The sequence below is a fragment of the Kluyvera fluvialis genome (genome assembly GCF_059725275.1).
This window is the reverse complement of the sequence record NZ_AP046142.1, coordinates 2,693,028-2,716,307: the sequence shown is the minus strand read 5'-3', so window position 1 is coordinate 2,716,307 and position 23,280 is coordinate 2,693,028. Positions and strand designations below refer to the sequence as shown.

Genomic DNA, 23,280 nt, shown 5'->3' with positions numbered 1-23,280 from the left:
CCCGCGCTGTTTTTATTAAGCCCTATGGGGAACTCGATTTCTCCGTTTTAATATAAAACCCGCAGGCGTATTACCCGCTACATCTCCTTCACATCTTTTGCTTCCTCTCCTCATTCACTTGCTTGAAACCTATCTAGCCCCCTAATTGAGGGCTTGTGTTTATCGCTGATAGCACGACTGACTTGCTCAGGAATGGTTTGGCATCTCAGCGTGGCGAAACGCGTATTTATCACGTTTGTGCTGATACAGCAGGCTGTCAGCCTTAATAAATGCAGATTCTAGCGTGTCATTTTTGCGTAGTTGGTAACAGCCATAAGAGAAGTTGATCAGCTTATCTCTGTCAATGACGGCAAGTTTTTCATGGACGCGTGAGATAACCTCATAGGCGCTTGCCTGTGTGTTATCAATGAGGATCAAACTAAATTTATCGCCGCCAAGGCGTATGCCATAATCACTCTTGCGAATAGACTGGGCCAATGCCAGACCAAGATTTTGAATAACTTTATCCCCCATATGCTGCCCTTGTGTATCATTGATCTTTTTTAGACCATCGCTGTCTATGGCAATAACACAGATGGAAACGTCGCTTTCAATTAACCGCTCTATTTTTTCATGCAGAGCAGGGGTTATGATTTTTCTGTTATATAGCCCCGTCATGGTATCTGTAACGCGACCCTTCGATAATGATTCATGTTTTATAAGCTGGAACTTTGTATACTTGCAAAGTAGAACCGTGCTTACTATATACAAAATCACTAACCATGCATTACGCATTAAAATGTACAGGTAATCCAGTTTAATGTGCAGGGTGTAGTACTTGGTCGCTTCTTCTTCGTAATCTAAGGTGAATGGTGAAGGGGATTTTGATTTATGGAATGCAATCTCTGCACCTGTGTTGTTATCTGTCACATAGATATTGAGAAATTCCCATAAATAGGGACGGTCAACGGTATAGAATGATTTTGCAAGGCTCTCAATGCCGATATTAGTGATAAAAATACCTTTCAGGTTACCATTGTTAAAAACAGGGGTAAGCATACTGATGATTTTTTTCTGAGTGTATCCATCTTCGTAGATACGCGAGGTGATACTATTACCTGAAAAAAGATCGGTAAGCGCAGAGTATTCTATTTTTATCGATTGGGCGCTCTTTGAGATGTCGATAGTGTGGCCATTGTCTACTAACCAGTTATTAAAAGTGTAGTGGCCGGAATTGACTGGCTTATTGATATAGATGTAATTGTTAGCAAGATCAATATAATATTTGATCTCATCGAACCGATAGCCAGTGTAGTTTGAAAAGCTGTATTCGCCTTCTCTTTTTAATCTAACGTGATTGATATCTGCTAATGCCGGGAAATCACGACTCCAGGTCTGACAGTCTGCATTTCGTGTTTGCAACGTACCGTCAATGCCGTGAAAATTTTTGTTCGTCAGGTTAATGCCTGAAATATCACCGATTTTTTCAACATTGGCGCAGATATCCTGAGTATCGTTATCTTTATTTTGTGAATCCTGCGCTGAAAAATTTTTCGATAAAGTGAATGCCGTTTTCTTATTGAGGTACTCCTCAAAAGATAACGCCGATTTGCCGTTTTCGACAATATACTTTAAGTAGTTGTGTAGCTGTTTTACTTCATCGGCCAAAATCGATACAAAGAGGGTGGTTGTGAGAACGGTGATAACACTAGTAGCAATGAAGTTTTTTTTGTGTAACACAATGGTGAAGCCTTTGATGTGCAATTTTTACAATGATTTTTTATATTTTACCAGTTGAATAAACATATCTCATGTTGAATTTGAGAAAATATCCTTATTTTATGATGATGATTATATCTTCCTAATTTTTCAGCAGTTATACAGACGACACCCGCAATGGGATAACGGTGCTCTGATTTGGCTACCAGGTTAATACTGAACAGTTCATTACAACTGTTCTCTATGGTAGCATCAGATTATAAAATACACCTTGCAGGTGTGCTCATTTAACGGCAATAGGATGTAAGTGGATGAAGAAGAGAACTTTCGCGATGTTACTTGTCGCCGTCGTTTCGCATTCAGTATTGGCAGATGAATCCACCGTAAAAGATCCTAATTATATCAATCTGGTTGAATCAATAGCAGACAACGAGTATGCCACATTTATGAGAGGCGGTGACTCCACAATAGGTGCTTCAGTTGTTGGCCCTTACTCTGCATCTCAACTGCTTGCGATGTATGAAAAGAACGAGTTGGCGGCAAATAAAAAACTTAAGGGCAAGCGGGTTCGAGTGAAGTCTGTTGCATCAGAAATCGGTGAAAACGTTACTGGTGATGCTTATGTTAAGGTAGATGGGAATAATGAATTCCAAAACGTCTTTCTGTATGTCAATGGGGATGATGAGAAAATACTTCAGTTAGAGAAAGGGTCAAAAATTGATTTCTTATGCTCGATGGATAAATACATCATGCACACTCCGATGCTGAAGAAATGCACTTTTACTGAAGATTCGGCAAAGAAAACACGCGCAGATATCGTCGCTATGCTGCTGGAGGATAAAATCACCAACAAATTCCAGGCGGCTATTCGTGTCGTTTACGAAGATAATAAAAACACAATAGCGAAATCATGCAGCAAGCCCGGGCGTACATGCACTGATGCGTTACTTCATGCCGCCTCGAAAACCACAGACAGTCAGAAACAACGTATCGAGGAACTGGCTAAAGATCATTGACGGTAACGCCACTTCCGTTGAAATAAACCCGCTTCGGCGGGTTTTTTGGAGAGGTTGACTCCGTTGACACTTACCGCTCCTCTTATTTCCTGAGAAAACGCGCGGGAGGAGGGCTGACTAATGACTCGCTACATGCGTCAGCTGCGTAAGCTAAAAATGGCTGTCGCGGATAGGATTGAATCTTAATAATCATCGTCAACATCTTGTATTTTCGACCTGATAACGAGTACCACAAATAGAAAAACGACGGCAAGGATGCCAATAAACCACCACATACATTCACCTCATTTTTGACTTTATGGTAACGATTCACTGATAAGGTTTTTTGGGCTAATTGGTCATTTCGACCGAAATCTCGCAATCGATCGGTTTCATTGATATTGGATTTATGGGGTAAAAAATTAGCGCAAAACAACTCAAAACCGATGATGATGGTGGTTCGTTTTGCGCCAACTCTTTCATATTCATAACATAAACAATATAACTGTCATGGCAAATATTCAAGAAAGGTAACAAAAGGTAGCGGAGTCGAAGGCCTCGTTAAATCGTCTTTATCCGACAAACGGCTACCGCCAATGGTACGTATGCACGGATCGCTACGGGTGGTTTTGCTAACCTCTTGATAACCCTCTAACCCTTTGATTCACAGAACAGCCAAAAAACTATCAAATAAATAGGTATTGGCTATGCATCTTTATCTTTCTCTTCCCTGATACCTTTCATTCTTAATAAATCCATTATTTTTCAAAGCATTGTAAAAATTCATCTATCCCACTCGCCGCTGGCGGCAGGGTCTATGCTTATAAAAAGCCATGACGGATGGGCGCAGAGGGGAATACCCCCACTCGGCACGGGTTGAAGTGATAATCATTATCACTAACATAGCGTTATCCCTTTTGTGGCTCCACTATGAGGTAGACCTATGGATTTGCATTCAGGAACTTTTGACCCTAACGATGTGACCTGGCGTGGTGTCACGCTCACACCGCCTGCGGCGGCGCATATCCGGGAGCTGGTAAAACAGCAGCCGGGGATTCAGGGCGTGCGCTTAGGGGTGAAACAAACCGGCTGTGCGGGCTTTGGTTATGTGCTGGACGCGGTCAGCGAGCCGGATAAAGACGATCTGTTGTTTGAATCCGATGGCGCAAAGCTGTGGGTTCCTTTACGCGCAATGCCGTTTCTTGACGGCACGGAAGTGGATTACGTGCGCGAAGGCCTGAATCAGCTATTTAAATATCATAACCCGAAGGCGCAGAACGAATGTGGCTGCGGCGAAAGCTTCGGGGTATAGGCGGTACATAATGACGCGTAATACTGACGCAACTGACGATGTCCAAAGCTGGACGGGCGGCCCGCTCAACTATAAAGAGGGCTTTTTCACCCGTCTGCAAACTGACGAACTGGCAAAAGGCATCAACGAAGAGGTGGTGCGAGCAATTTCAGCCAGACGTAATGAACCCGAATGGATGCTGGAGTTTCGCCTTAAAGCTTTTAATGCCTGGCTAGAAATGGAAGAACCACACTGGCTGAAGGCGCATTACGACAGGCTCAACTATCAGGACTACAGCTATTACTCGGCGCCATCTTGTGGTAATTGCGATGACACCTGCGCGTCGCAGCCGGGGGCGCAACAACAAACCGGAACGGGCGGCTTTTTAACGGATGAAGTGGAAGCCGCATTTAATCAGCTCGGTGTGCCGGTACGTGAAGGTAAAGAAGTGGCGGTGGACGCCATTTTTGACTCGGTGTCGGTGGCGACAACATATCGGGAAAAACTGGCCGAGCAGGGCATCATCTTTTGCTCCTTTGGCGAAGCGATTCACGAGCATTCTGAACTGGTACAGCGTTATCTCGGCACGGTAGTTCCGGCAAACGACAACTTCTTTGCCGCACTTAACGCCGCAGTGGCCTCAGACGGCACATTTATTTATATCCCGAAAGGTGTGCGCTGTCCGATGGAGCTTTCAACCTATTTCCGCATTAATGCTGAAAAAACCGGTCAGTTTGAACGCACCATCCTGATTGCCGATGAAGGCAGCTATGTTAGCTATATTGAAGGCTGTTCAGCGCCCGTTCGCGACAGTTACCAGCTACATGCGGCGGTTGTTGAGGTGATTATCCATAAAGACGCGGAGGTAAAATACTCCACCGTACAGAACTGGTTCCCCGGCGATAACAACAGCGGCGGTATTCTCAACTTTGTCACCAAGCGCGCGCTGTGCGAAGGCGAAAACAGCAAAATGTCCTGGACACAGTCGGAAACCGGCTCGGCGATCACCTGGAAATACCCGAGCTGTATTTTGCGCGGGGATAACTCCGTGGGCGAGTTCTTCTCAGTCGCGCTGACCAGCGGTCATCAGCAGGCCGATACCGGCACCAAGATGATCCACATTGGTAAAAACACCAAATCGACCATTATCTCAAAAGGGATCTCCGCAGGGCACAGCCAGAACAGCTACCGGGGGCTGGTCAAAATCATGCCGACGGCGACCAACGCCCGTAATTACACCCAATGTGACTCCATGTTGATTGGCCCGGACTGCGGCGCGCACACATTCCCCTACGTCGAGTGCCGCAACAACAGCGCCCAACTGGAACATGAAGCGACAACGTCACGGATTGGCGAAGACCAGCTGTTCTACTGCCTACAGCGCGGTATCAGCGAGGATGACGCTATTTCAATGATTGTTAACGGTTTTTGTAAGGATGTTTTCTCTGAGCTACCGCTGGAGTTTGCCGTGGAAGCACAAAAACTGCTGGCTATCAGCCTTGAACACAGCGTCGGTTAAAGATTAAGGGAACAATATGTTGAGTATTAAAGAGTTACAGGTTGCCGTTGACGATAAAGCCATCCTCCGTGGCGTGAATCTGGAAGTTCGCCCTGGTGAAGTGCACGCCATTATGGGGCCGAATGGTTCCGGTAAAAGTACGCTCTCTGCCACGCTTGCCGGACGTGAGGATTACACCGTCACGGGCGGGGCGGTGAGCTTTAACGGCAACGACTTGCTGGCGCTGTCAGCGGAAGAACGCGCGGGCGAAGGTATTTTTATGGCCTTCCAGTATCCGGTTGAAATTCCCGGCGTCAGTAACCAATTTTTCCTGCAAACCGCGCTGAATGCGGTGCGAGCACATCGTGGTCAGGAACCGTTGGATCGCTTTGATTTTCAGGATCTGATGGAAGAAAAAATTGAGTTGCTCAAAATGCCCGCAGATTTGCTCACCCGCTCGGTCAACGTCGGTTTTTCCGGCGGTGAGAAAAAACGTAACGATATTCTCCAGATGGCGGTACTGGAACCGGCGCTGTGCATACTGGATGAAACAGACTCAGGGCTGGATATTGATGCGTTGAAGATCGTAGCCGACGGCGTGAACTCACTGCGCGACGGTAAGCGGGCGTTCATTATTGTGACGCACTACCAACGCATTCTGGACTATATCAAGCCCGACGTGGTGCATGTGCTTTACCAGGGGCGCATTGTGAAATCCGGTGACTTCACACTGGTGAAACAACTGGAGGAGCAGGGCTATGGCTGGCTTAGCGAACAACAATAGCGCGTTACAACAATGGCAAACGCTGTTTCAGTCGCGCGGTGGGTCGGTGTCCACTCAGGCGCAGCAGCATCTCCAGCAGCTACAGTGCCTGGGGCTGCCAACGCGCAAAGATGAAGAGTGGAAATACACCCCGCTGGACAAGTTGTTGGCGAGCACCTTTGTTGCACCAGCACTGCCTGCGCTGAGCGCTGCCGAACGTGATGCGCACGCGCTGGCGCTCGATGCGTGGCGGTTAGTCTTTGTAGACGGGCAGTATGTCGCAGAATTGAGTGACGACCTTACCGACAGCGGTTTTGTGGTGCGCGTGGACGACCAACGACAGTCGCTGCCGGAGGCTATTCGCGGTGAGGTGTTCTTACATCTGACGGAAAGCCTCGCCACCAGCGTCACCCATATTCAGGTGGGACGCCATCAACGTCCCGCCAGGCCGTTGCTGTTGCTGCATATTACCCGTGGTCTGGAGACGGACGAAATGAACACCGCGCATTATCGTCACCATTTACAACTGGACGAAGGCGCGCAAGCCATGCTGATTGAGCAGTATGTCAGTCTGAACGCGTGGCGCCATTTTACCGGCGCGCGCTTGACCATGACGGTGGCCGATAACGCACAGCTCCAGCATGTTAAGTTTGGTTTTGAAAACGCCCAGAGCTATCACTTTGCGCATAACGATCTACGCCTGGGGCGTGATGCTCTGGCGGCCAGCCACAGCTTTTTGCTGGGCGCGGCGGTGACGCGCCATCACACCAGCACGCAGTTGAATGGTGAGAACAGCACGCTACGGCTCAATAGCCTGGCGATGCCGGTCAATAACGAGGTTTGCGACACCCGCACCTGGCTTGAGCACAATCAGGGCTACTGTAATAGCCGCCAGTTGCACAAAACCATCGTCAATGACAAAGGTCGGGCGGTGTTTAACGGGGTGATTACCGTTGCGCCACATGCGATAAAAACCGACGGACAGATGACCAACAACAACCTGTTGCTGGGGCGTCTGGCGGAAGTCGATACCAAACCGCAGTTAGAAATATACGCCGATGACGTGAAGTGCAGCCACGGCGCGACGGTGGGGCGAATCGACGACGAACAGCTCTTTTATCTCCGCTCGCGCGGGATTGCGCAGGAGGAGGCGAGGAACATCCTCCTCCATGCGTTTGCCGCCGGGTTGACGGATGCCATTGTCCTGGAGCCGCTTAAACAGTCCGTGTTAGCGCGCATTGGGCAGCGTTTGGCAGGAGGCAACTTATGACCTTTTCAGTACAACAGGTGCGCGGGGATTTCCCTATTTTAGCTCGCGAAGTCAATGGCCAGCCGCTGGTGTATCTCGATTCTGCCGCCAGTGCGCAAAAACCGGAGGCGGTAATCCACGCTGAAGCGACATTTTATCGCCACGGCTATGCGGCGGTACACCGGGGGATTCACACTCTCAGCGCCGAGGCCACGGCGCGGATGGAAGAGGTGCGGCAGAAAGTCGCCACGTTTTTGAACGCCGCCAGCGCGGAAGAAATCGTCTTCGTGCGCGGCACTACCGAGGCGATTAACCTGGTGGCGAATAGCTGGGGTAACGCCAACGTTGTGGCGGGTGACAATATCGTGATTACCGCGATGGAACATCATGCCAACATTGTGCCGTGGCAGATGCTTTGCGCCCGTAGCGGCGCGCAACTGCGGGTGATCCCGCTAAATGCCGACGGCACATTACAACGGGATATCGCCGCCACGTTATTTGACGATAAAACCAAATTACTGGCAGTGGCGCAGGTGTCGAATGTGCTGGGCACGGAAAATCCCCTCACCGCGCTCATTGCATTGGCGCGCCAGCATGGCGCAAAAGTGCTGGTGGACGGGGCGCAGGCGGTTATGCACTTGCCCGTCGATGTGCAGGCACTGGACTGCGATTTTTACGCCTTCTCCGGCCATAAGCTGTATGGGCCAACCGGCATTGGCGCGCTGTATGTGAAATCGGACATCTTACAGGCGATGCCGCCGTGGGAAGGCGGTGGGGCGATGATTGCCACGGTAAGCCTGACGCAAGGCACGACATGGGCAAAAGCGCCGTGGCGATTTGAAGCGGGTACGCCGAACACTGGCGGGATCATCGGCCTGGGGGCTGCGCTGGATTACGTTAGCGCGCTGGGGCTTACCGCTATCGCGGAATATGAGCAGACGCTGATGCGCTACGCCTTGGACGCGCTGGCAAATGTGCCCGAGCTGCATCTGTACGGCCCCGCACAACGGCTAGGCGTTATCGCGTTTAATTTAGGCCAACACCACGCTTACGACGTGGGGAGCTTCCTCGATAACTACGGCATTGCGGTGCGCACCGGGCATCATTGCGCAATGCCGCTGATGGATTTTTATCAGGTTCCCGCCATGTGTCGGGCCTCGCTGGCGATGTATAACACCGTGGAAGAGGTTGACCGGCTGGTGGCTGGGTTACAGCGTATTCAGCGTTTGCTGGCTTAACAGGGAGTGCCAATCAATGGCGGCTTTACCGGATAAAGACAAACTGGTGCGCAACTTCAACCGTTGCGCCAACTGGGAAGAAAAATATCTCTATATCATTGAGTTAGGCCAGCGTTTACCGGCGCTTAGCCCAGAAAAACATCGCGCTGAACATCTTATCCAGGGTTGCCAAAGCCAGGTATGGATTGTGATGGCGAGCGATGAGCAGGGGCGGGTTGCTTTTGAGGGGGATAGCGATGCGGCAATCGTTAAAGGGTTGATTGCTGTCGTCTTTATTCTCTATGATGGGATGACCGCCGCCGATATTGTAGCGTTTGATGTTCGCCCCTGGTTTGAAAAACTGGCGCTGGCGAAACACCTCACGCCCTCGCGCTCGCAGGGGCTGGAAGCGATGATCCGCGCAATTCGCACGCAGGCGGCGAGTTTTAGCTAATATAGAAAAGACAGCTTTCATTCTGTTACGCAAGGCGGGCCGCGAGCCCGCCAACGGGTAGTTCAGCTTTCTGGCATTGTGTCAGTGAATATGAATAAGGAATCCAGATATGAAGCGCGCGTCCCTCTTAACCCTCAGCATTTTAAGCGCCCTCAGCGCGTTCTCAAGCGCCTGGGCAGTCGATTACCCGTTACCCCCTGCCAACAGTCGTTTAATCGGCCACAATCAAACCTACACCGTTCAGGAGGGGGATAAAAACCTACAGGCCATCGCCCGGCGTTTTGATACCGCCGCTATGCTGATCCTGGAGGCCAACAATACGATCGCTCCGGTGCCGAAACCGGGCACGGTAGTCACTATCCCGTCGCAAATGCTTCTGCCGGATGTTCCGCGTGAAGGGATTGTGGTGAACCTGGCGGAACTGCGGCTGTATTACTTCCCGCCGGGCCAGCAGCTAGTGCAGGTTTATCCTATCGGCATTGGCCTGCAAGGGCTGGAAACGCCGGAAATGACCACTCGCATCGGGCAAAAAATCCCGAACCCAACGTGGACGCCAACGCCGGGTATACGCGCCCGTTCGCTGGAGCGCGGTGTCACGTTGCCTGCGGTTGTCCCTGCGGGGCCAAATAACCCGCTGGGGCGCTTTGCGCTGCGTTTAGCATATGGCAATGGTGAATACCTGATTCACGGCACTAGCGCACCGGACAGCGTCGGGCTGCGCGTAAGCTCTGGCTGTATTCGAATGAACGCCCCGGATATTAAAGCGCTGTTTGCTCAGGTGCGCAGCGGTACGCCGGTGCGGATTATCAACGAGCCGGTGAAATATTCGCTGGAGCCGAATGGCGCGGGTTATCTTGAAGTGCATCGCCCGTTGTCGCAAAGCGACGCGCAGGACACGCAAACCATGAAGTTGACGTTGTCATCGGGCTTTAAGCAATTTGCCGATCATGGCAGTGTGAACGACGCTCAGGTACAGAAAACGTTGGCACGGCGTGCTGGCTATCCGGTGATTGTGTCTGACGCGAAGGGGACGACCGCGGCGGCAGCGCCAGTGCTGTCGGTGCAAAACGAGGCAAACTCAGGGAAGGTCACACAGTAAGGGAAGGGCTATCACAGACAAAAAAAATGGCGCACAATGTGCGCCATTTTTATTACCAGAACTCTTACTTACGGTAAGAGTGAGCCTGGTTGTCCAGACGCTGGTTAGCACGAGCTGCGTCGTCTTTAGCAGCCTGAACGTCGGAACGCATTGCGTTCACGTCGTTGCTCAGCTGGTCAACTTTAGCGTTCAGAGTCTGAACGTCAGAAGACAGCTGATCGATTTTAGCATTGCTGGAGCAACCTGCCAGCAGAGTAGAACCCAGGATTACCGCGCCCAGTACCAGTTTAGTACGATTCATTATAAATACCCTCTAGATTGAGTTAATCTCCATGTAGCGTTACAAGTATTACACAAACTTTTTTATATTGAGAATATTTTTTTATGCGTTTTCCCTTATTTTTGATCGTTCGCTCAAAGAACCATCGACTTTACGTTTTAGTAGGGAAAAAGTCTGTGAAAACAGGGAACTTCCATCGGATTCATCTTAGATAATCGAAGATTAAATAGTGAAATCCTATTTGCTTTTTTATTGAGCAGTGTTATCAGAGTGTATAAAAAAAGCGCCCAATGGGCGCTTTTTAAGCAAACTATAATAAGTATGTTGATTATTACAGTACGTGTACGGAAGCAGTGTTGGTGGTTCCGCTTGGTACCAGGGCGCCAGAAACCATCACTACAACGTCGCCTTTCTGTGCCAGACCGCTTTCAACAGCGACTTCTTTACCCAGACGGTAGAAATCATCGGTAGAGTTGATTTCTTTGACTACCTGCGCCACAACGCCTTTGCTCAGCACCAGCTGACGAGCGGTTGTTTCGTTGGTGGTCAGCGCCAGGATGGTGGCATCCGGGAAGTATTTACGGATAGCGCGAGCAGATTTACCGCCCTGGGTTGCAACGACGATCAGCGGTGCGTCCAGTTTTTCAGCCGTTTCAACCGCACCGCGGCAGACTGCTTCGGTGATGCGCAGTTTACGGCTGTCGTGGTTGAAATCCAGACGGCTGGTCATCACGCGGTCGGTACGTTCGCAGATGGTTGCCATGATGGTCACAGCTTCCAGCGGGTATTTACCTTTAGCGGATTCGCCAGACAGCATAACTGCGTCAGTACCGTCGAGGATGGCGTTAGCCACGTCGCCTGCTTCAGCGCGGGTAGGGCGTGGGTTTTTGATCATGGAATCCAGCATCTGGGTCGCAGTGATAACGACTTTACGTGCGCGGATACATTTTTCGATGATCATTTTCTGGGCGAAGATAACTTCTTCAACCGGGATTTCAACGCCCATGTCGCCACGAGCAACCATGATACCGTCAGACGCTTCGAGGATTTCGTCGAAGTTGTTCAGGCCTTCCTGGTTTTCAATTTTGGAGATAATCTGGATGTTTTCGCCGCCGTGCGCTTTCAGGTGCTCACGGATTTCGATAACGTCAGAACGTTTACGGATGAAGGACGCAGCAACGAAGTCAACGCCTTGCTCGCAACCGAAGATCAGATCTTGTTTGTCTTTCTCAGCCAGTGCTGGCAGCGCGATGGAAACGCCCGGCAGGTTAACGCCTTTGTTTTCACCCAGGTCGCCGTTGTTCAGCACTTTACAGATAACTTTGTTACCTTCGATAGCGGTAACTTCCATACCGATCAGACCATCGTCTACCAGTACGGTGTTGCCAACGCTCAGGTCTTTGGTGAAGCCTTCATAGGTGACAGCAACGATTTCGCTGTTACCGACAACGGACTTATCAGTGGTGAAAGTGAAGGTCTGGCCAGCTTTCAGGGAAACGTCGTTACCGCCTTCCAGCTTGATAGTACGGATTTCTGGGCCTTTGGTATCCAGCAGGATAGCGGCTTTCTTACCGGTTTTGCTCATCACGTTGCGCAGATTCTTGATGCGCTGACCGTGTTCAGCATAGTCGCCGTGAGAGAAGTTCAGACGCATAACGTTCATGCCCGCGTCGAGCATTTTGCCTAACATCTCTTCGGATTCGGTTTTCGGCCCGATGGTGCAAACAATTTTGGTCTTTTTCATGACAGTCTTAGTCTTTAAGTTGAGATTGGAAAGGATATGAAATTCTCGCCCCATGCGCGCACGGCCACGGAGTCAAACCTGTGTTACGAAAGTTGCTATGCCACGCCATAAGAATAGGTGACATAAAAAAAGCGTGCAGAGGAAAGTGTGCTAGAGGTTCAGCATAGTTAAATAGGCGATGTTTTAATCGTTTATTAATGCAGTCCAATGAGCTGAAACCATTCAAGAAAGAAACGGTGCGGATTATACGATGTAATACGCAAAAAAGAAAATAAAAACGCTGTTTCAAAAACAAAATGTGTTAATTAACAAAACAAAAACGATTTTTGTGTGAAACTGTAACAGTTTCGGTGCGCAACAACATGGTATCAGCACGGTGTGGCAATTTGCTTTGTCGCTCAAAAGAAACAATAATAATTTGATTCTTAATGGAAATTAGCGAGCGTAAACGATGGGAAATCTGACAAAAGACGACGTTTTATACCAGGAGATGTGTCGCGTGGTGGGTAAAGTGGTACTCGAAATGCGCGATCTTGGGCAAGAACCGAAACATATTGTTATCGCTGGTGTGCTACGAACCGAGTTGGCGAATAGCAAAGTTCAGCGTTCAGAATTAACGCGCGAAGCGATGCAAAGGGTGGTAGCTGCGCTGGCAGGCCAGGCATAACCACCTGATATTAAGAATAATTACGCGATGACAAAGCGCAGAATCGCTTTAACCGCCAGCTCGCTATGGTGGGCGATGAGCGTATCGTCATCGATGTCCGGAAGCGGCCCCTCCAGATAGAGGCTATTAAAGCTGTAGAAGTTGGATACCTGGTAAAAGCTAAAGCTACTGATCAAGCGATGGACATCCCGTGCTTCCAGCGCGGGTTGAAAAATGCCCTGTTGCTGCCCGCGATGTAAAATATGCTCCAGCAGCGAAAGGGCGCTTTTGTTCAACCGCTTCAGGTTTCCCGACGCCAGCAGCCATTTGCCTCGTTGCATGTTCTCCATGCAAATAATCCGCATAAAATCAGCATGTTCGGCATGATAGCGCACGCTCCATTTCACCAGTTGCACCAATGCTTCAACCGGCGGTTGATTCTCAAGCCCTAGCTGCTGCTCCGTTTCGCGAATGCGGGTATACACATATTCCAGTACCGCCTGGTACAACTGCTCTTTGGTTTTGAAGTAATAAACCACCATGCGCTTGGTGGTTTGCGCCTCTCCGGCGATTTGTTCCATCCTGGCTCCAGCCAGCCCATGTTCGGCGAAAACGGCGATCGCAGCGGTAAAAATACGGGTTTTAAGCGATTGAGCTTCATCGGGAACGAGGGTGGACATAACAACTCCTGTTGACTTTTCCAGTGGCACAGAAAATACACATAATGATCACAAATTGGCAACTAATTCTGGCATGGCTGAACCAAATGATTCATATTCGATGCAACTGTCACAGTATGAGCCAGGTGAAACCATGTTGCGTTCGATTGCTACCGTGTCTATTTCTGGAACCCTGCCTGAAAAGCTAAGCGCCATCGCGGCGGCGGGCTATCAGGGCGTTGAAATCTTCGAAAATGATCTGCTCTATTATACCGGTACGCCGACCGATATCCGAAACATGGCCGACGATCTGGGGCTAAAAATCACACTGTTTCAACCGTTTCGAGACTTTGAAGGCAGCACTCGCGCCCAGTTTACCGCGAACATGGAAAGAGCAAAGCGTAAGTTTGCGCTGATGCATGAACTGGGCTGCGACACCTTACTGCTGTGCAGCAACGTACAGGCAGATTGTTCTGCAGATTTTGACCAGCAGGTCGCCGACTTGCGCGCGCTGGCAACGTTAGCGGAGCAGGAAAATATCCATATCGGTTATGAAGCGCTGGCCTGGGGAACTCACGTCAACCGTTGGTATCAGGCCTGGCAACGGGTGAAAGCGGTGAATAGCCCGGCGCTTGGCATTGTGCTGGATAGCTTCCATATCTTGTCGCTGGGCGATGACCTGCGGCGGCTACATGAAGTGCCGATGGATAAAATCACCTTCCTGCAACTTGCCGATGCACCGCTGATGAAAATGGATGTGCTCGAATGGAGCCGCCATTTCCGCTGTTTCCCGGGGCAAGGGGAGTTACCGCTGGTGGAATTTGCCAGTGAACTGACCCGCCTTGGCTATCGCGGGCCGTGGTCGCTGGAAATTTTTAACGACGGTTTTCGCGCTTCGCCCAACGGTTCTACCGCCAAAGATGGCTACCGTTCACTGCTGTGGCTGGAAGAACAAACTTACCGCGCGCTGGCGCACAACGACGCTGACCTGTTCCACACGGCGGATTTGCCCACATTCAAAGGCACTGAATTTATCGAGTTTGCCGCAAGCCCAGCGGAGGCAAAAAAACTCAGCACCATGCTCAGCGGCATGGGCTTCCAGTTGGCGGGAATGCACCGCTCAAAACAAGTGGCGCTGTGGAGCAACGGCGGGGCGCGGGTGATTATCAACTATCAGCCTCATAGCTGGGCGGATCACTTCTATCAGCGTCATGGCGTTTCACTGTGCGCGATGGCGCTGCGGGTTAGCGACAGCGCGCCCATCGTAGCGCGCGCAAAAGCCTATGGCTATGCCACCTGGCAGGGCGAAGTGGGGCCGAACGAAAGCACCATTCCGGCAGTCTGTGCGCCAGACGGCAGCCTGGTCTATTTAGTCGATGACCATCTCGATATCTACTCGCAAGATTTCAATTTGACTGCGGCGGCCAACGGCGGCGCACTGCTGGGGATTGACCACCTGGCGTTGGGGATGGAAGCCGACAGCCGCGATAACTGGGTGATGTTTTGCCGCGCGGTGCTGGGCTTTACGCTCGAACACGAACAAACCCTGCCCGATCCGTATGGTTTAGTGCGCAGCCTGGCGGTACAAAGCCCGCAGGGAAATATCCGTCTGGCGCTCAATATCTCGCAAAGTCGGGCGACGCAAATTGCCCGCTCGGTCGCCTGTTATCAGGGCGCGGGTCTGCAACATGCGGCGTTTGCCTGCCATGATTTACCGGCATTACTGGAAAACCAACCGCTGGCGGCGTCGCTCTCGCTGTCTGTTCCTGCCAACTACTACGACGATCTGCTGGCGCGTTTTGGTGACCCGCAGCGAGTTGCGCAACTGCAACGCCAACAGATTCTCTACGATCGTGATAGCGCAGGCGGGGAGTTTCTCCACCGTTATACCTGGCCATTTAGCGAAGGCCGTTTCTTCTTTGAATTAACCGAAAGACGCCACGGCTATGCCCAGTATGGGGCGGTGAACGCCGCCGTGCGGCTTTCGGCAATGCAGTACCGTTAGACGCGTAGCTGTACCAATCGGTACGTATGCGGCCAAAGATAGACCATAAAAATAATATTCATCTGCACTCGACAACAACAGGTAACAACTATGAACACTCTTCGCCATAATCGCGTGGCTTCCGCTGAGGCGGTAAACGCAGTTCCCCGCTCGCGGCGGCGTATCGGCATTTTGTCGCTGCTCGCCGTCGGCACGATGATCAACTACCTCGACCGTACCGTGCTTGGCATCGCCGCTCCGCAGCTTACCCAAGAGTTGGGGATTGGCGCCGCCATGATGGGGATTGTCTTTTCCGCCTTCGCGTGGACATACGCACTGGCGCAAATTCCCGGCGGCCTGTTCCTTGACCGTTTTGGTAACAAAGTGACCTATTTTCTGTCGCTGGCACTGTGGTCACTGTTTACGTTATTCCACGGTTTTGCCGTCGGCTTAAAATCGCTACTGCTGTGCCGCTTTGGCCTCGGGGTGAGCGAAGCGCCGTGTTTCCCGGTCAATAGCCGAGTGGTCAGCGCCTGGTTCCCGCAGCATGAACGCGCAAAAGCCACGGCGGTGTATACCGTCGGGGAATATCTTGGGCTAGCCTGCTTTGCGCCGCTGCTGTTCTGGATTATGGACGGCTTCGGCTGGCGCACGCTGTTTATCACCGTTGGCGTAGTGGGTATCGTGTTTGCGCTGGTCTGGTGGCGGCATTATCGCGAACCGCACGAAGACACCCGTTTAAGCCAACAAGAGCGTGAATACATTACCGCAGGCGGCGGGATGAGCAGTGGCGCGGAGCAACATCAGGCGTTTAGCTGGCCGCTGGTACGCCAGTTGCTGGGTAAACGGCAGATTATTGGTGCCAGCATCGGCCAGTTTGCCGGTAACACCGTGCTGGTCTTCTTCCTGACCTGGTTCCCGACCTATTTAGCCACCGAGCGCCATATGCCGTGGCTGAAGGTGGGCTTCTTTGCCATTCTGCCATTCCTCGCGGCGGCGGGCGGTGTGATGTTTGGCGGCTGGATTTCCGATAAGTTGCTGAAAGCGACCGGTAGCGCCAATCTGGGGCGCAAACTGCCAATTATCGCTGGGCTGCTGATGGCGAGCTGCATTATTAGCGCTAACTGGCTGACCAGCGATACGGCGGTGATCCTGGTGATGTCTTTTGCCTTCTTCGGACAGGGCATGGTAGGGCTGGGCTGGACGCTGATTTCCGATATGGCGCCGAAAGGGCTGGGCGGTTTAACCGGTGGATTGTTTAACTTCTGCGCCAACCTGGCAGGGATCCTCACGCCGCTGGTGATTGGCTTTATCGTGGCGGCTTTTGGCAGTTTCTTCTATGCGCTGGTGTACATCGGCGGCGCAGCGCTGCTGGGAGTGGTGGCCTATCTGTTTATCTTAGGCGATGTCAAACGTATCGAGCTGGATGTCCCGGCGCAAGGAGAGTCTCATGCAAATTAGTGGACGCACACAGTTAATTGCCCACCTGGGATATCCGACCGAAAGTTTTAAAGCGCCGATGATCTACAACCCGTGGTTTGAAAATCAGGGTGTGGACGTCAAAGTCGTGCCAATGGGGGTGAAACCGCAGGATTATGCCGCGTTTATCCCTACGTTATTCTCGCTGACCAATATTGCCGGTGCATTGGTCACGATGCCGCATAAAGTGGCGACTTGCGCACTGCTGGCGCGCCTTAGCCCAACGGCGCAAATTGCCGGAGCCTGTAATGCCATTCGCCGTGAAGCCGACGGCACGCTAACCGGCGATATGTTTGATGGCGAAGGGTTTGTGCGCGGTATCCAACGTAAAGGTTTTCGCACCCACGGCGCACGTGCGCTGGTGGTGGGCAGCGGTGGCGTGGGGTCTGCGATTGCCGCCTCGCTGGCGGCGGCGGGCGTAAGCGCGCTAACGCTGTATGACGCCCGTGCGGAAGTTGCGCAGGCGCTCGCCGCGCGTTTGCAACGCTATTATCCGCAGTTACATTTAACGGTGATGAGTAACGATCCGGCAGGGCATGATTTGGTGGTTAACGCCACGCCGCTGGGAATGTCTGTAGGTGACCCACTCCCGATGGATGTACAGCGCATTGCGCCCGGCACGTTTGTCGGGGAAGTGGTCATGAAACAGGCCATTACGCCATTTTTACAGGCGGCACTGGCGCGCGACTGCCCGATACAGCAGGGCACAGATATGCTGTTTGAGATGATCCCCGCCTATCTTGATTTCTTCCATTTACCGGTAGCCACCCCGGAGCAGTTGAAAGCGCTGGCAGAAATTGATCGCTAAAGCGCTGGTCAGTCGCGTAATAGCCTGGGTAACATAACGCTCTCTCCAGACTGTGAATAACTGACCATGAACGCCTCACTGACACTTCTGGCGGCGGGTAGCCTCCGCCGCGCCTTTATTCCATTACAGGCGCTTTTTCGCCAACGGACTGGCATTGCGATTGAAATGGTTTTTGGCCCAGCCGGCCTACTGCGTGAACGCATAGAAAACGGCACGCCGTGTTCGCTCTTCGCTTCTGCTAATCGCCAGCACCCGCAGGCGCTTTGTGAAGCTGGACGAGCGCACGGTTTGCGTATTTTTGCCCGCAACGCCCTGATCCTGACTGCGAGGAACACGGCACAAACGGCGGGTAAAGATTGGCTCGCGCTGCTAGAGGATCCCTCGCTGCGCCTGGCGACCTCAACCCCGCTGTGCGACCCTTCCGGTGATTACACCTGGCAGTTGTTTTCGCGCCTGGAGGAGAGCTATCCGGGTTTGGGGGACGCGCTGAAACTGCGGGCAATGCCATTAGTCGGCGGGCGCGATTCCCTGACGTTACCGCCGGACGTGCTGGCGAGCAGTTGGCTTATCCGCGAAAACTTAACCGACCTGTTCATCGGCTATGCGCACTACGCGACGGCGCTGGCGGGGCAAGACGATATCCTCTGCGTCAACATCCCTTCACCGTGGAATATCAACTGTGAATACTTTATGGCGCTGCTTGATGATAGCGACGCCGCGCGGCAGTTTTACCAGTTCGTCCTTGCGGATGAAGGGCAACGCTGCCTGCGCGAGGCCGGATTTATTGCGGCTAGCGGCGCAGAGTAAATAGCGGGGTAACGACGGCGGTAGGGTAATCCTCAAGCTGGATTTTTCGCACCGCCACACCGTAAGCCTGTTGCAGAGCGTTTTCTTGCACCACTTCCGCCGTTGGCCCCGCGAGCCATTGGCGGTTTGGCAACAGCAACAGCGTATGGCTTGCCACCTGTAGCGCATGAGTCGGGTCGTGCGTGGTGAACATTACGCTGCGCGACTGCTTATGGGCGAGGTCAGAGATAAGCTGCAAAACCGTTTGCTGGTTGCCTAAATCCAGCGCCGAGCAGGGTTCATCCAACAAAATATTCTGGCTGGCGCTCACCAGCGCGCGGGCAATCATCACTAACTGCTGCTGGCCGCCGGAAAGGGTGCTGAATAACGCATCGGCGAGCGACGTAATGTTCAGTAATGCCAGCGCCGCCATCACCTGCCGTTCGTCTTCATCCTGCGGTTGCGCAAACAGCGCGATATGCCGCGCACGCCCCATCAGCACCACTTCGCGCACGCGCCAGGCGAAAGCAGGGCGAAAAGACTGCGGCACAATGCCCACACCGCCCGTCACGGTTATCTCACCGGATAGTGCCGGTAACACGCCGGTGATGGTATCGAGCAACGTGCTTTTGCCGCGCCCATTCGCGCCTAATATTGCCCAGATTTCTCCGGGCTGGCAGTGCAGGTTTAACGGTGCAAACAGCGGTGACTTATGTCCGTATTCCAGTTGTGAAAGCGTCAACGTAGGAGTCATTTGAGCATTCCTTTCCGGCTGGCGCGTACCAGCATCACGGTGAACAACGGTGCGCCCACCAGTGCGGTAATAATCCCTATGGGGATTTCAGCGGCGGTTAAGGTGCGCGCGAGGTCGTCAACCAGCAGCATAAAACTGGCGCCCAGCCAAAAAGCGCAGGGCAACAGGCGGCGGTGATCGGCTCCGGTAAGCATCCGCGCCAGATGCGGGATCACTAATCCCACCCAGGCGATACTGCCGCTGACGGCGACCTGGGCGGCAACCAGCAGCGCGCAACACAGTAAAACGCCGCGTCGAAGCGCAGTGACCCGTACGCCCAGCGCCCGGGCGTCTTTATCATCGAGCGAGAGCAAATTGATTCGCCAACGCAGTTGGTACAACACCGACGCCGCAACCGCGACGGGGATTGCCAGCAGCCAGACCTTTGTCCAGTTGGCGGTGGCAAAACTGCCCAACAGCCAAAAAACAATGTTCGGCAGCACCTCTTCGGTGTCGGCCATGTACTGCATCAAACTGACTAATGCGGCAAAAAAACCGCTGAGAATAATGCCCGCCAAAATTAACACCAGCGTACTTTCCCGCCCCTGAAGCGCCGCCAGCAGGTAGACCAGCGTTAAGGCCAGCAGGCCAAAGAAAAAGGTGGTGCTCATCATGAGCGGCAGGCTTAACCCCAACAAAATAGCCAGCGTGCCGCCAAAGGCAGAGCCGGAGGTCACGCCAATAATATGCGGGTCAACCAGGGGGTTTTGAAACACGCCCTGAAGCGTTGCGCCGCATAACCCCAGCGCACCGCCTGCTAACAGCGCCATCACAATACGCGGCAAGCGTACTGACCAGACAATTTGATGCGCGATATCGTGGGTATCGTGCGGGTGTGCCAACTGCTGTAAAACATCACTAAGCGATAAGCCGTACTGGCCGAAACACAGTGATACCACGGCGACCCCCAGAGTGAGCAACATCAGCCCGCCCTGAACCGTTTTAGGCCGACTACTGATGTGCATTAGCCTGCCAGTCTGTGCGATAGAAACGGTGATAGTAGTCCTGCGCCTGAGCATCGACATCTATCTCTTTATAACGCTGCGGGTAGAGTTTTTTTGCCATCCACAGCTCGCCAATCGCCAGCGCTTCCGGCATCGGGTAGCCCCAGGCTTTAGCGTATTCTGGCATCAGCCACACGCGGTGGTTTTTAACCGCATCGATAGCCTGCCATTGCGGGTCGTGGGTTATCTGTTCCACCACTTCCGGGTAGCGATCCTGAACGAAGATCACCTGCGGGTTCCATTGCAGCACCTGTTCTAACGAAACCTGGCGTGCGCCTTTGACGCTGGCGGCGGCCACGTTGATGGCGCCCGCATGTTGCATCATCAGGCCGGTATATTTACCAGAGCCATAGGTATTTAAATCGGGGTTAGCCATATACACCCGCACTTTGTCTTTTTGGGCCATATTGGCAACCGCAGCGTTAAACTTTGCGCGGGCGGCGAAGGTGTAATCAATCAGCGAGTTGGCTTCATCTTGACGATTCACCACTTCACCAATCAGGCGGATGCCCTGTTTTAGCCCTTCGTTGTAGGCGTGTTCTTCGTCGGGCATCGACGGGTTCATTTTGTTTTTCTCGCCTGCGGCATCTTCACGTAGCGAAATGGCGACCACCGGAATACCGGCATTTTGAATCTGCTGGATCATGGCGGCAGGGGCATAGTTAGCGACGAAAACGACCTGCGGATGCAACGCCAGTAAACTTTCAATATTGACCTGGGTTAAATCGCCAGGCATTGGCAGCTTTTCAATCGACGGCATAAAACGCACGAATGCGGGGCCGAGCTGCTTTTTCCAACTGCTGAGTACACCGACGATATCGTCAGCGGCGTTGAGCTGCACCAGTAGATTCAGCGTTTGATGCTGTAACACCACCACCCGGTTAACGGTATCAGGCAGTGTTACCTGGCGGCCAAGTTGGTCGGTCACGGTGCGTTCGGCATGTGCCGCAGGGACGGCGGCCAGGCTAGCGCAGGCCAGCGTCAGGCTCAGGAGTAAACGTTGTAATGTAGACATGAATCGCTCAGTTAGGAGGGGATAATATACGGTGTATATTTGATTATATAACGTAAAAAAATGCAAACCGTCTGGCAGGAATACCCCTAAATTTCTCGCGGCAATGGGCGAGGGAGCGAAACGAATGCCAAGAATCCTCCATCAACGGAGAGTGTGGCGTGGTTGGTGCAAACCGATTTCACGCCACAAACGCCCGCGATACTTTTAGTACAGGCTGAAGATGCCCCGTTTCTGAGCGGTATAATGCATTGATGATGCCGGATGCCTGTCGCCGCCACCGGAACCCGCGACGCGGTTATACGTTAATCACCGTTTTATTTTTACCGGATTTTTTCGCTTCATACAGCAGGCTATCGGCTTTTTCAACGGCCTCGGTAACCGAGATATTATGTAAACTGCACAGCCCCACGCTGAGCGTGACATTAAGCCCCGGCTCTCTGAATTGCCGTTGTTCGACTTTTTTTCGCAGGCGTTCTAATGTTTCATAGGCTTCGTCAAGCTCGCTGTGTTTAAATATAACGGCGAACTCCTCACCCCCGTAACGATAAAACATGACATTATTAGATTGTTCTTCAATCGCCAATGTGGCGACCGATTTAAGAACCACATCACCGGTGGCATGACCGTAAACGTCATTAACCTGCTTAAAGTTATCGATATCCATCATGGCAATAAAGCTCTTTTTATGATGCTCAATTTTTTCAAGATCGGTATCGAAAGAGCGGCGGTTACGTAATCCGGTTAGACTATCCGTCAGCGTTTTTTCGGTGATCGTCTCAATATGCTCTGACGTACTACGTAGCTCATTGAGTAATAATGAGGCGGCATCCAGGCCTTCGAATTTTCCGTAGCGCAGGCTACTCGCAATGGACATGAAAATACTGTCCACGATGGATTTTACTCCCCACCAGGAAAAAATCAGAATGATCAGCGCAAAGCCGACCCCATAGGTCACCTTTATACTTTCATGAAACGCCAGTCCATTTAGGGTGTTTTTATCGACTTTATAAAAAATGACCCATTTCGGATTGGCAATACTTTTGTAGTAATAATAAGAATGGGTTGCCTCATGATAGAAATAGCCATCATTCTCAACGGATTTTTTTAAGAACTCGCTGTACATACTGTCATCCTGAAAACGCAATGGCTTGATGACCGGAAGGCCATCCCTGGCAAGGATGAACGTATCGCCAGAAACCGGTGGTGTCAGGTCATGCAGGATTTTCACCAGAAAATCGAGGTCAAGATCCAGGGCTAACACACCGGACGTTGACGAGTCTTCTCGCAGAATAGGGCGAGAGATTGAAATAATCTTTTTGTTTAAAACATAGTCATCATATGGGCTGGTAAATAATGCTTTTTCCGAGTCAGCAGAGGCATTATGAAACCACGGGCGAGTACGCGGGTCGTACTCATTAATGCCACGCAGGCTCTTATCTAATGATGGCACTCGTATATAATTCCCCTTTGCATCGCCCTCTATTATGGCTAATACATTAGGCATCATCTTTAGTTGTGTCATTAATAATTTCTTGACGTTGGATCTATTCTCGTTATAGCTGGTAAGAGAGAAATCCGGTGAGGCATTGATTATCTCATCAAGTGCATACTCATAATTATGTAGTGCATCGCGAATAAATAGGGACACGTTATTAATGTGTTTGCTATTAATCTTATGGTACGAGTCCGTAATGTCCGACCATTGGCTTGCGCTGATGATAAGCCAAACCGCAATAAGCGTGCAGAGGACACCTGAAAATATGATGTTGAGGGGTTTTGAGAAGTTTAATTTTTTTATCATTTTAGAAAATCACAATC

At 51.6% G+C, this 23,280-nt stretch carries 22 protein-coding genes; 13 read left to right on the top strand and 9 right to left on the bottom strand.

Annotated features, from left to right (window positions below):
- Nucleotides 1-186 precede the first annotated feature (186 nt).
- Entirely contained in the window at nucleotides 187-1,719 is a 1,533-nt protein-coding gene (dgcJ, locus tag AC6I4B_RS12875; protein ID WP_497765616.1) for a diguanylate cyclase DgcJ, read from the bottom strand.
- A gap of 290 nt (nucleotides 1,720-2,009) precedes the next feature.
- Here dgcJ and AC6I4B_RS12870 point away from each other — a divergent pair, with 290 nt between their 5' ends.
- The 8 genes from AC6I4B_RS12870 (at nucleotide 2,010) to ldtE (ending at nucleotide 10,264) form a co-directional block, all read left to right on the top strand.
- A complete protein-coding gene (locus tag AC6I4B_RS12870; RefSeq protein WP_497765615.1) occupies nucleotides 2,010-2,714 on the top strand; it encodes an OB-fold protein in 705 nt (234 codons plus the stop codon).
- A 922-nt stretch (nucleotides 2,715-3,636) separates the two neighbouring features.
- Nucleotides 3,637-4,005: a Fe-S cluster assembly scaffold SufA gene (gene sufA / locus AC6I4B_RS12865; protein WP_497765613.1), complete on the top strand. Its 369-nt coding sequence runs from the start codon at nucleotides 3,637-3,639 to the stop codon at nucleotides 4,003-4,005.
- A gap of 10 nt (nucleotides 4,006-4,015) precedes the next feature.
- Nucleotides 4,016-5,503, top strand: a complete 1,488-nt coding sequence (sufB, locus tag AC6I4B_RS12860) for a Fe-S cluster assembly protein SufB (protein ID WP_497765612.1) — start codon at nucleotides 4,016-4,018, stop codon at nucleotides 5,501-5,503.
- A 16-nt stretch (nucleotides 5,504-5,519) separates the two neighbouring features.
- Nucleotides 5,520-6,266, top strand: a complete 747-nt coding sequence (gene sufC, locus AC6I4B_RS12855; RefSeq protein ID WP_497765611.1) for a Fe-S cluster assembly ATPase SufC — start codon at nucleotides 5,520-5,522, stop codon at nucleotides 6,264-6,266.
- Nucleotides 6,241-7,515 carry a Fe-S cluster assembly protein SufD gene (sufD, locus tag AC6I4B_RS12850; RefSeq protein ID WP_497765609.1) on the top strand — a complete coding sequence of 425 codons (1,275 nt, stop codon included), beginning with the start codon at nucleotides 6,241-6,243 and terminating at the stop codon, nucleotides 7,513-7,515. Before sufC ends, sufD begins: the two co-directional genes overlap by 26 nt.
- A complete protein-coding gene (gene sufS, locus AC6I4B_RS12845; RefSeq protein ID WP_497765608.1) occupies nucleotides 7,512-8,732 on the top strand; it encodes a cysteine desulfurase SufS in 1,221 nt (406 codons plus the stop codon). The genes sufD and sufS overlap by 4 nt, the downstream gene beginning before the upstream one ends.
- A 16-nt stretch (nucleotides 8,733-8,748) precedes the next feature.
- Nucleotides 8,749-9,165: a cysteine desulfuration protein SufE gene (sufE, locus tag AC6I4B_RS12840; protein WP_497765606.1), complete on the top strand. Its 417-nt coding sequence runs from the start codon at nucleotides 8,749-8,751 to the stop codon at nucleotides 9,163-9,165.
- A 109-nt stretch (nucleotides 9,166-9,274) separates the two neighbouring features.
- On the top strand, nucleotides 9,275-10,264 hold the full coding sequence (gene ldtE / locus AC6I4B_RS12835) for a L,D-transpeptidase LdtE (protein WP_497765605.1): 990 nt from the start codon (nucleotides 9,275-9,277) through the stop codon (nucleotides 10,262-10,264).
- A gap of 64 nt (nucleotides 10,265-10,328) precedes the next feature.
- Here ldtE and AC6I4B_RS12830 read toward each other — a convergent pair whose 3' ends face one another.
- From AC6I4B_RS12830 to ynhH, 3 genes are all read right to left on the bottom strand, one after another.
- On the bottom strand, nucleotides 10,329-10,565 hold the full coding sequence (locus AC6I4B_RS12830; protein WP_002908860.1) for a major outer membrane lipoprotein: 237 nt from the start codon (nucleotides 10,563-10,565) through the stop codon (nucleotides 10,329-10,331).
- 310 nt (nucleotides 10,566-10,875) lie between these two features.
- Nucleotides 10,876-12,288, bottom strand: a complete 1,413-nt coding sequence (gene pykF, locus AC6I4B_RS12825; protein WP_497765604.1) for a pyruvate kinase PykF — start codon at nucleotides 12,286-12,288, stop codon at nucleotides 10,876-10,878.
- Nucleotides 12,289-12,295: 7 nt separating this feature from the next.
- The gene (gene ynhH / locus AC6I4B_RS12820) at nucleotides 12,296-12,496 is read right to left on the bottom strand and encodes a protein YnhH (RefSeq protein WP_497772144.1); all 201 of its coding nucleotides are present in this window, start codon (nucleotides 12,494-12,496) and stop codon (nucleotides 12,296-12,298) included.
- A gap of 243 nt (nucleotides 12,497-12,739) precedes the next feature.
- On the opposite strand from ynhH, the gene fumD reads away from it, so the two are divergent.
- Nucleotides 12,740-12,955: a fumarate hydratase FumD gene (gene fumD / locus AC6I4B_RS12815; RefSeq protein WP_497765602.1), complete on the top strand. Its 216-nt coding sequence runs from the start codon at nucleotides 12,740-12,742 to the stop codon at nucleotides 12,953-12,955.
- A gap of 20 nt (nucleotides 12,956-12,975) precedes the next feature.
- Here fumD and AC6I4B_RS12810 read toward each other — a convergent pair whose 3' ends face one another.
- Entirely contained in the window at nucleotides 12,976-13,614 is a 639-nt protein-coding gene (locus tag AC6I4B_RS12810; protein WP_497765600.1) for a TetR/AcrR family transcriptional regulator, read from the bottom strand.
- A 133-nt stretch (nucleotides 13,615-13,747) separates the two neighbouring features.
- Between AC6I4B_RS12810 and AC6I4B_RS12805 the strand changes: the two genes are divergently transcribed.
- From AC6I4B_RS12805 to AC6I4B_RS12790, 4 genes are all read left to right on the top strand, one after another.
- Nucleotides 13,748-15,598 (top strand): bifunctional sugar phosphate isomerase/epimerase/4-hydroxyphenylpyruvate dioxygenase family protein, encoded by a 1,851-nt coding sequence (locus AC6I4B_RS12805; protein WP_497772142.1) that lies wholly within the window; start codon nucleotides 13,748-13,750, stop codon nucleotides 15,596-15,598.
- Between the two features lie 90 nt (nucleotides 15,599-15,688).
- On the top strand, nucleotides 15,689-17,038 hold the full coding sequence (locus tag AC6I4B_RS12800; RefSeq protein ID WP_497765599.1) for an MFS transporter: 1,350 nt from the start codon (nucleotides 15,689-15,691) through the stop codon (nucleotides 17,036-17,038).
- On the top strand, nucleotides 17,028-17,864 hold the full coding sequence (locus AC6I4B_RS12795; RefSeq protein ID WP_497765597.1) for a shikimate dehydrogenase family protein: 837 nt from the start codon (nucleotides 17,028-17,030) through the stop codon (nucleotides 17,862-17,864). Before AC6I4B_RS12800 ends, AC6I4B_RS12795 begins: the two co-directional genes overlap by 11 nt.
- Before the next feature lie 66 nt (nucleotides 17,865-17,930).
- Entirely contained in the window at nucleotides 17,931-18,671 is a 741-nt protein-coding gene (locus AC6I4B_RS12790) for a substrate-binding domain-containing protein (protein WP_497765596.1), read from the top strand.
- Here the strand turns inward: AC6I4B_RS12790 and AC6I4B_RS12785 are convergent.
- From AC6I4B_RS12785 to AC6I4B_RS12770, 4 genes are all read right to left on the bottom strand, one after another.
- The gene (locus AC6I4B_RS12785; protein ID WP_497765594.1) at nucleotides 18,655-19,404 is read right to left on the bottom strand and encodes an ABC transporter ATP-binding protein; all 750 of its coding nucleotides are present in this window, start codon (nucleotides 19,402-19,404) and stop codon (nucleotides 18,655-18,657) included. The genes AC6I4B_RS12790 and AC6I4B_RS12785 overlap by 17 nt on opposite strands.
- Nucleotides 19,401-20,408 (bottom strand): FecCD family ABC transporter permease, encoded by a 1,008-nt coding sequence (locus tag AC6I4B_RS12780; RefSeq protein WP_497765593.1) that lies wholly within the window; start codon nucleotides 20,406-20,408, stop codon nucleotides 19,401-19,403. Before AC6I4B_RS12780 ends, AC6I4B_RS12785 begins: the two co-directional genes overlap by 4 nt.
- A complete protein-coding gene (locus AC6I4B_RS12775; protein ID WP_497765591.1) occupies nucleotides 20,395-21,462 on the bottom strand; it encodes an ABC transporter substrate-binding protein in 1,068 nt (355 codons plus the stop codon). The genes AC6I4B_RS12780 and AC6I4B_RS12775 overlap by 14 nt, the downstream gene beginning before the upstream one ends.
- 295 nt (nucleotides 21,463-21,757) lie before the next feature.
- Entirely contained in the window at nucleotides 21,758-23,263 is a 1,506-nt protein-coding gene (locus AC6I4B_RS12770) for a sensor domain-containing diguanylate cyclase (protein ID WP_497765590.1), read from the bottom strand.
- Nucleotides 23,264-23,280 lie beyond the last annotated feature (17 nt).

Bases quoted from the DNA above. Each gene is read 5' to 3' on its own strand.
- AC6I4B_RS12790 (WP_497765596.1), top strand. From the start codon at position 17,931: ATGAACGCCTCACTGACACTTCTGGCGGCGGGTAGCCTCCGCCGCGCC.
- AC6I4B_RS12780 (WP_497765593.1), bottom strand. From the start codon at position 20,408: ATGCACATCAGTAGTCGGCCTAAAACGGTTCAGGGCGGGCTGATGTTG.
- AC6I4B_RS12830 (WP_002908860.1), bottom strand. From the start codon at position 10,565: ATGAATCGTACTAAACTGGTACTGGGCGCGGTAATCCTGGGTTCTACT.
- AC6I4B_RS12770 (WP_497765590.1), bottom strand. From the start codon at position 23,263: ATGATAAAAAAATTAAACTTCTCAAAACCCCTCAACATCATATTTTCA.
- AC6I4B_RS12775 (WP_497765591.1), bottom strand. From the start codon at position 21,462: ATGTCTACATTACAACGTTTACTCCTGAGCCTGACGCTGGCCTGCGCT.
- sufB (WP_497765612.1), top strand. From the start codon at position 4,016: ATGACGCGTAATACTGACGCAACTGACGATGTCCAAAGCTGGACGGGC.
- sufD (WP_497765609.1), top strand. From the start codon at position 6,241: ATGGCTGGCTTAGCGAACAACAATAGCGCGTTACAACAATGGCAAACG.
- ldtE (WP_497765605.1), top strand. From the start codon at position 9,275: ATGAAGCGCGCGTCCCTCTTAACCCTCAGCATTTTAAGCGCCCTCAGC.
- sufC (WP_497765611.1), top strand. From the start codon at position 5,520: ATGTTGAGTATTAAAGAGTTACAGGTTGCCGTTGACGATAAAGCCATC.
- AC6I4B_RS12805 (WP_497772142.1), top strand. From the start codon at position 13,748: ATGTTGCGTTCGATTGCTACCGTGTCTATTTCTGGAACCCTGCCTGAA.
- AC6I4B_RS12870 (WP_497765615.1), top strand. From the start codon at position 2,010: ATGAAGAAGAGAACTTTCGCGATGTTACTTGTCGCCGTCGTTTCGCAT.
- sufE (WP_497765606.1), top strand. From the start codon at position 8,749: ATGGCGGCTTTACCGGATAAAGACAAACTGGTGCGCAACTTCAACCGT.
- fumD (WP_497765602.1), top strand. From the start codon at position 12,740: ATGGGAAATCTGACAAAAGACGACGTTTTATACCAGGAGATGTGTCGC.
- AC6I4B_RS12785 (WP_497765594.1), bottom strand. From the start codon at position 19,404: ATGACTCCTACGTTGACGCTTTCACAACTGGAATACGGACATAAGTCA.
- sufA (WP_497765613.1), top strand. From the start codon at position 3,637: ATGGATTTGCATTCAGGAACTTTTGACCCTAACGATGTGACCTGGCGT.
- AC6I4B_RS12800 (WP_497765599.1), top strand. From the start codon at position 15,689: ATGAACACTCTTCGCCATAATCGCGTGGCTTCCGCTGAGGCGGTAAAC.
- AC6I4B_RS12810 (WP_497765600.1), bottom strand. From the start codon at position 13,614: ATGTCCACCCTCGTTCCCGATGAAGCTCAATCGCTTAAAACCCGTATT.
- AC6I4B_RS12795 (WP_497765597.1), top strand. From the start codon at position 17,028: ATGCAAATTAGTGGACGCACACAGTTAATTGCCCACCTGGGATATCCG.
- sufS (WP_497765608.1), top strand. From the start codon at position 7,512: ATGACCTTTTCAGTACAACAGGTGCGCGGGGATTTCCCTATTTTAGCT.
- pykF (WP_497765604.1), bottom strand. From the start codon at position 12,288: ATGAAAAAGACCAAAATTGTTTGCACCATCGGGCCGAAAACCGAATCC.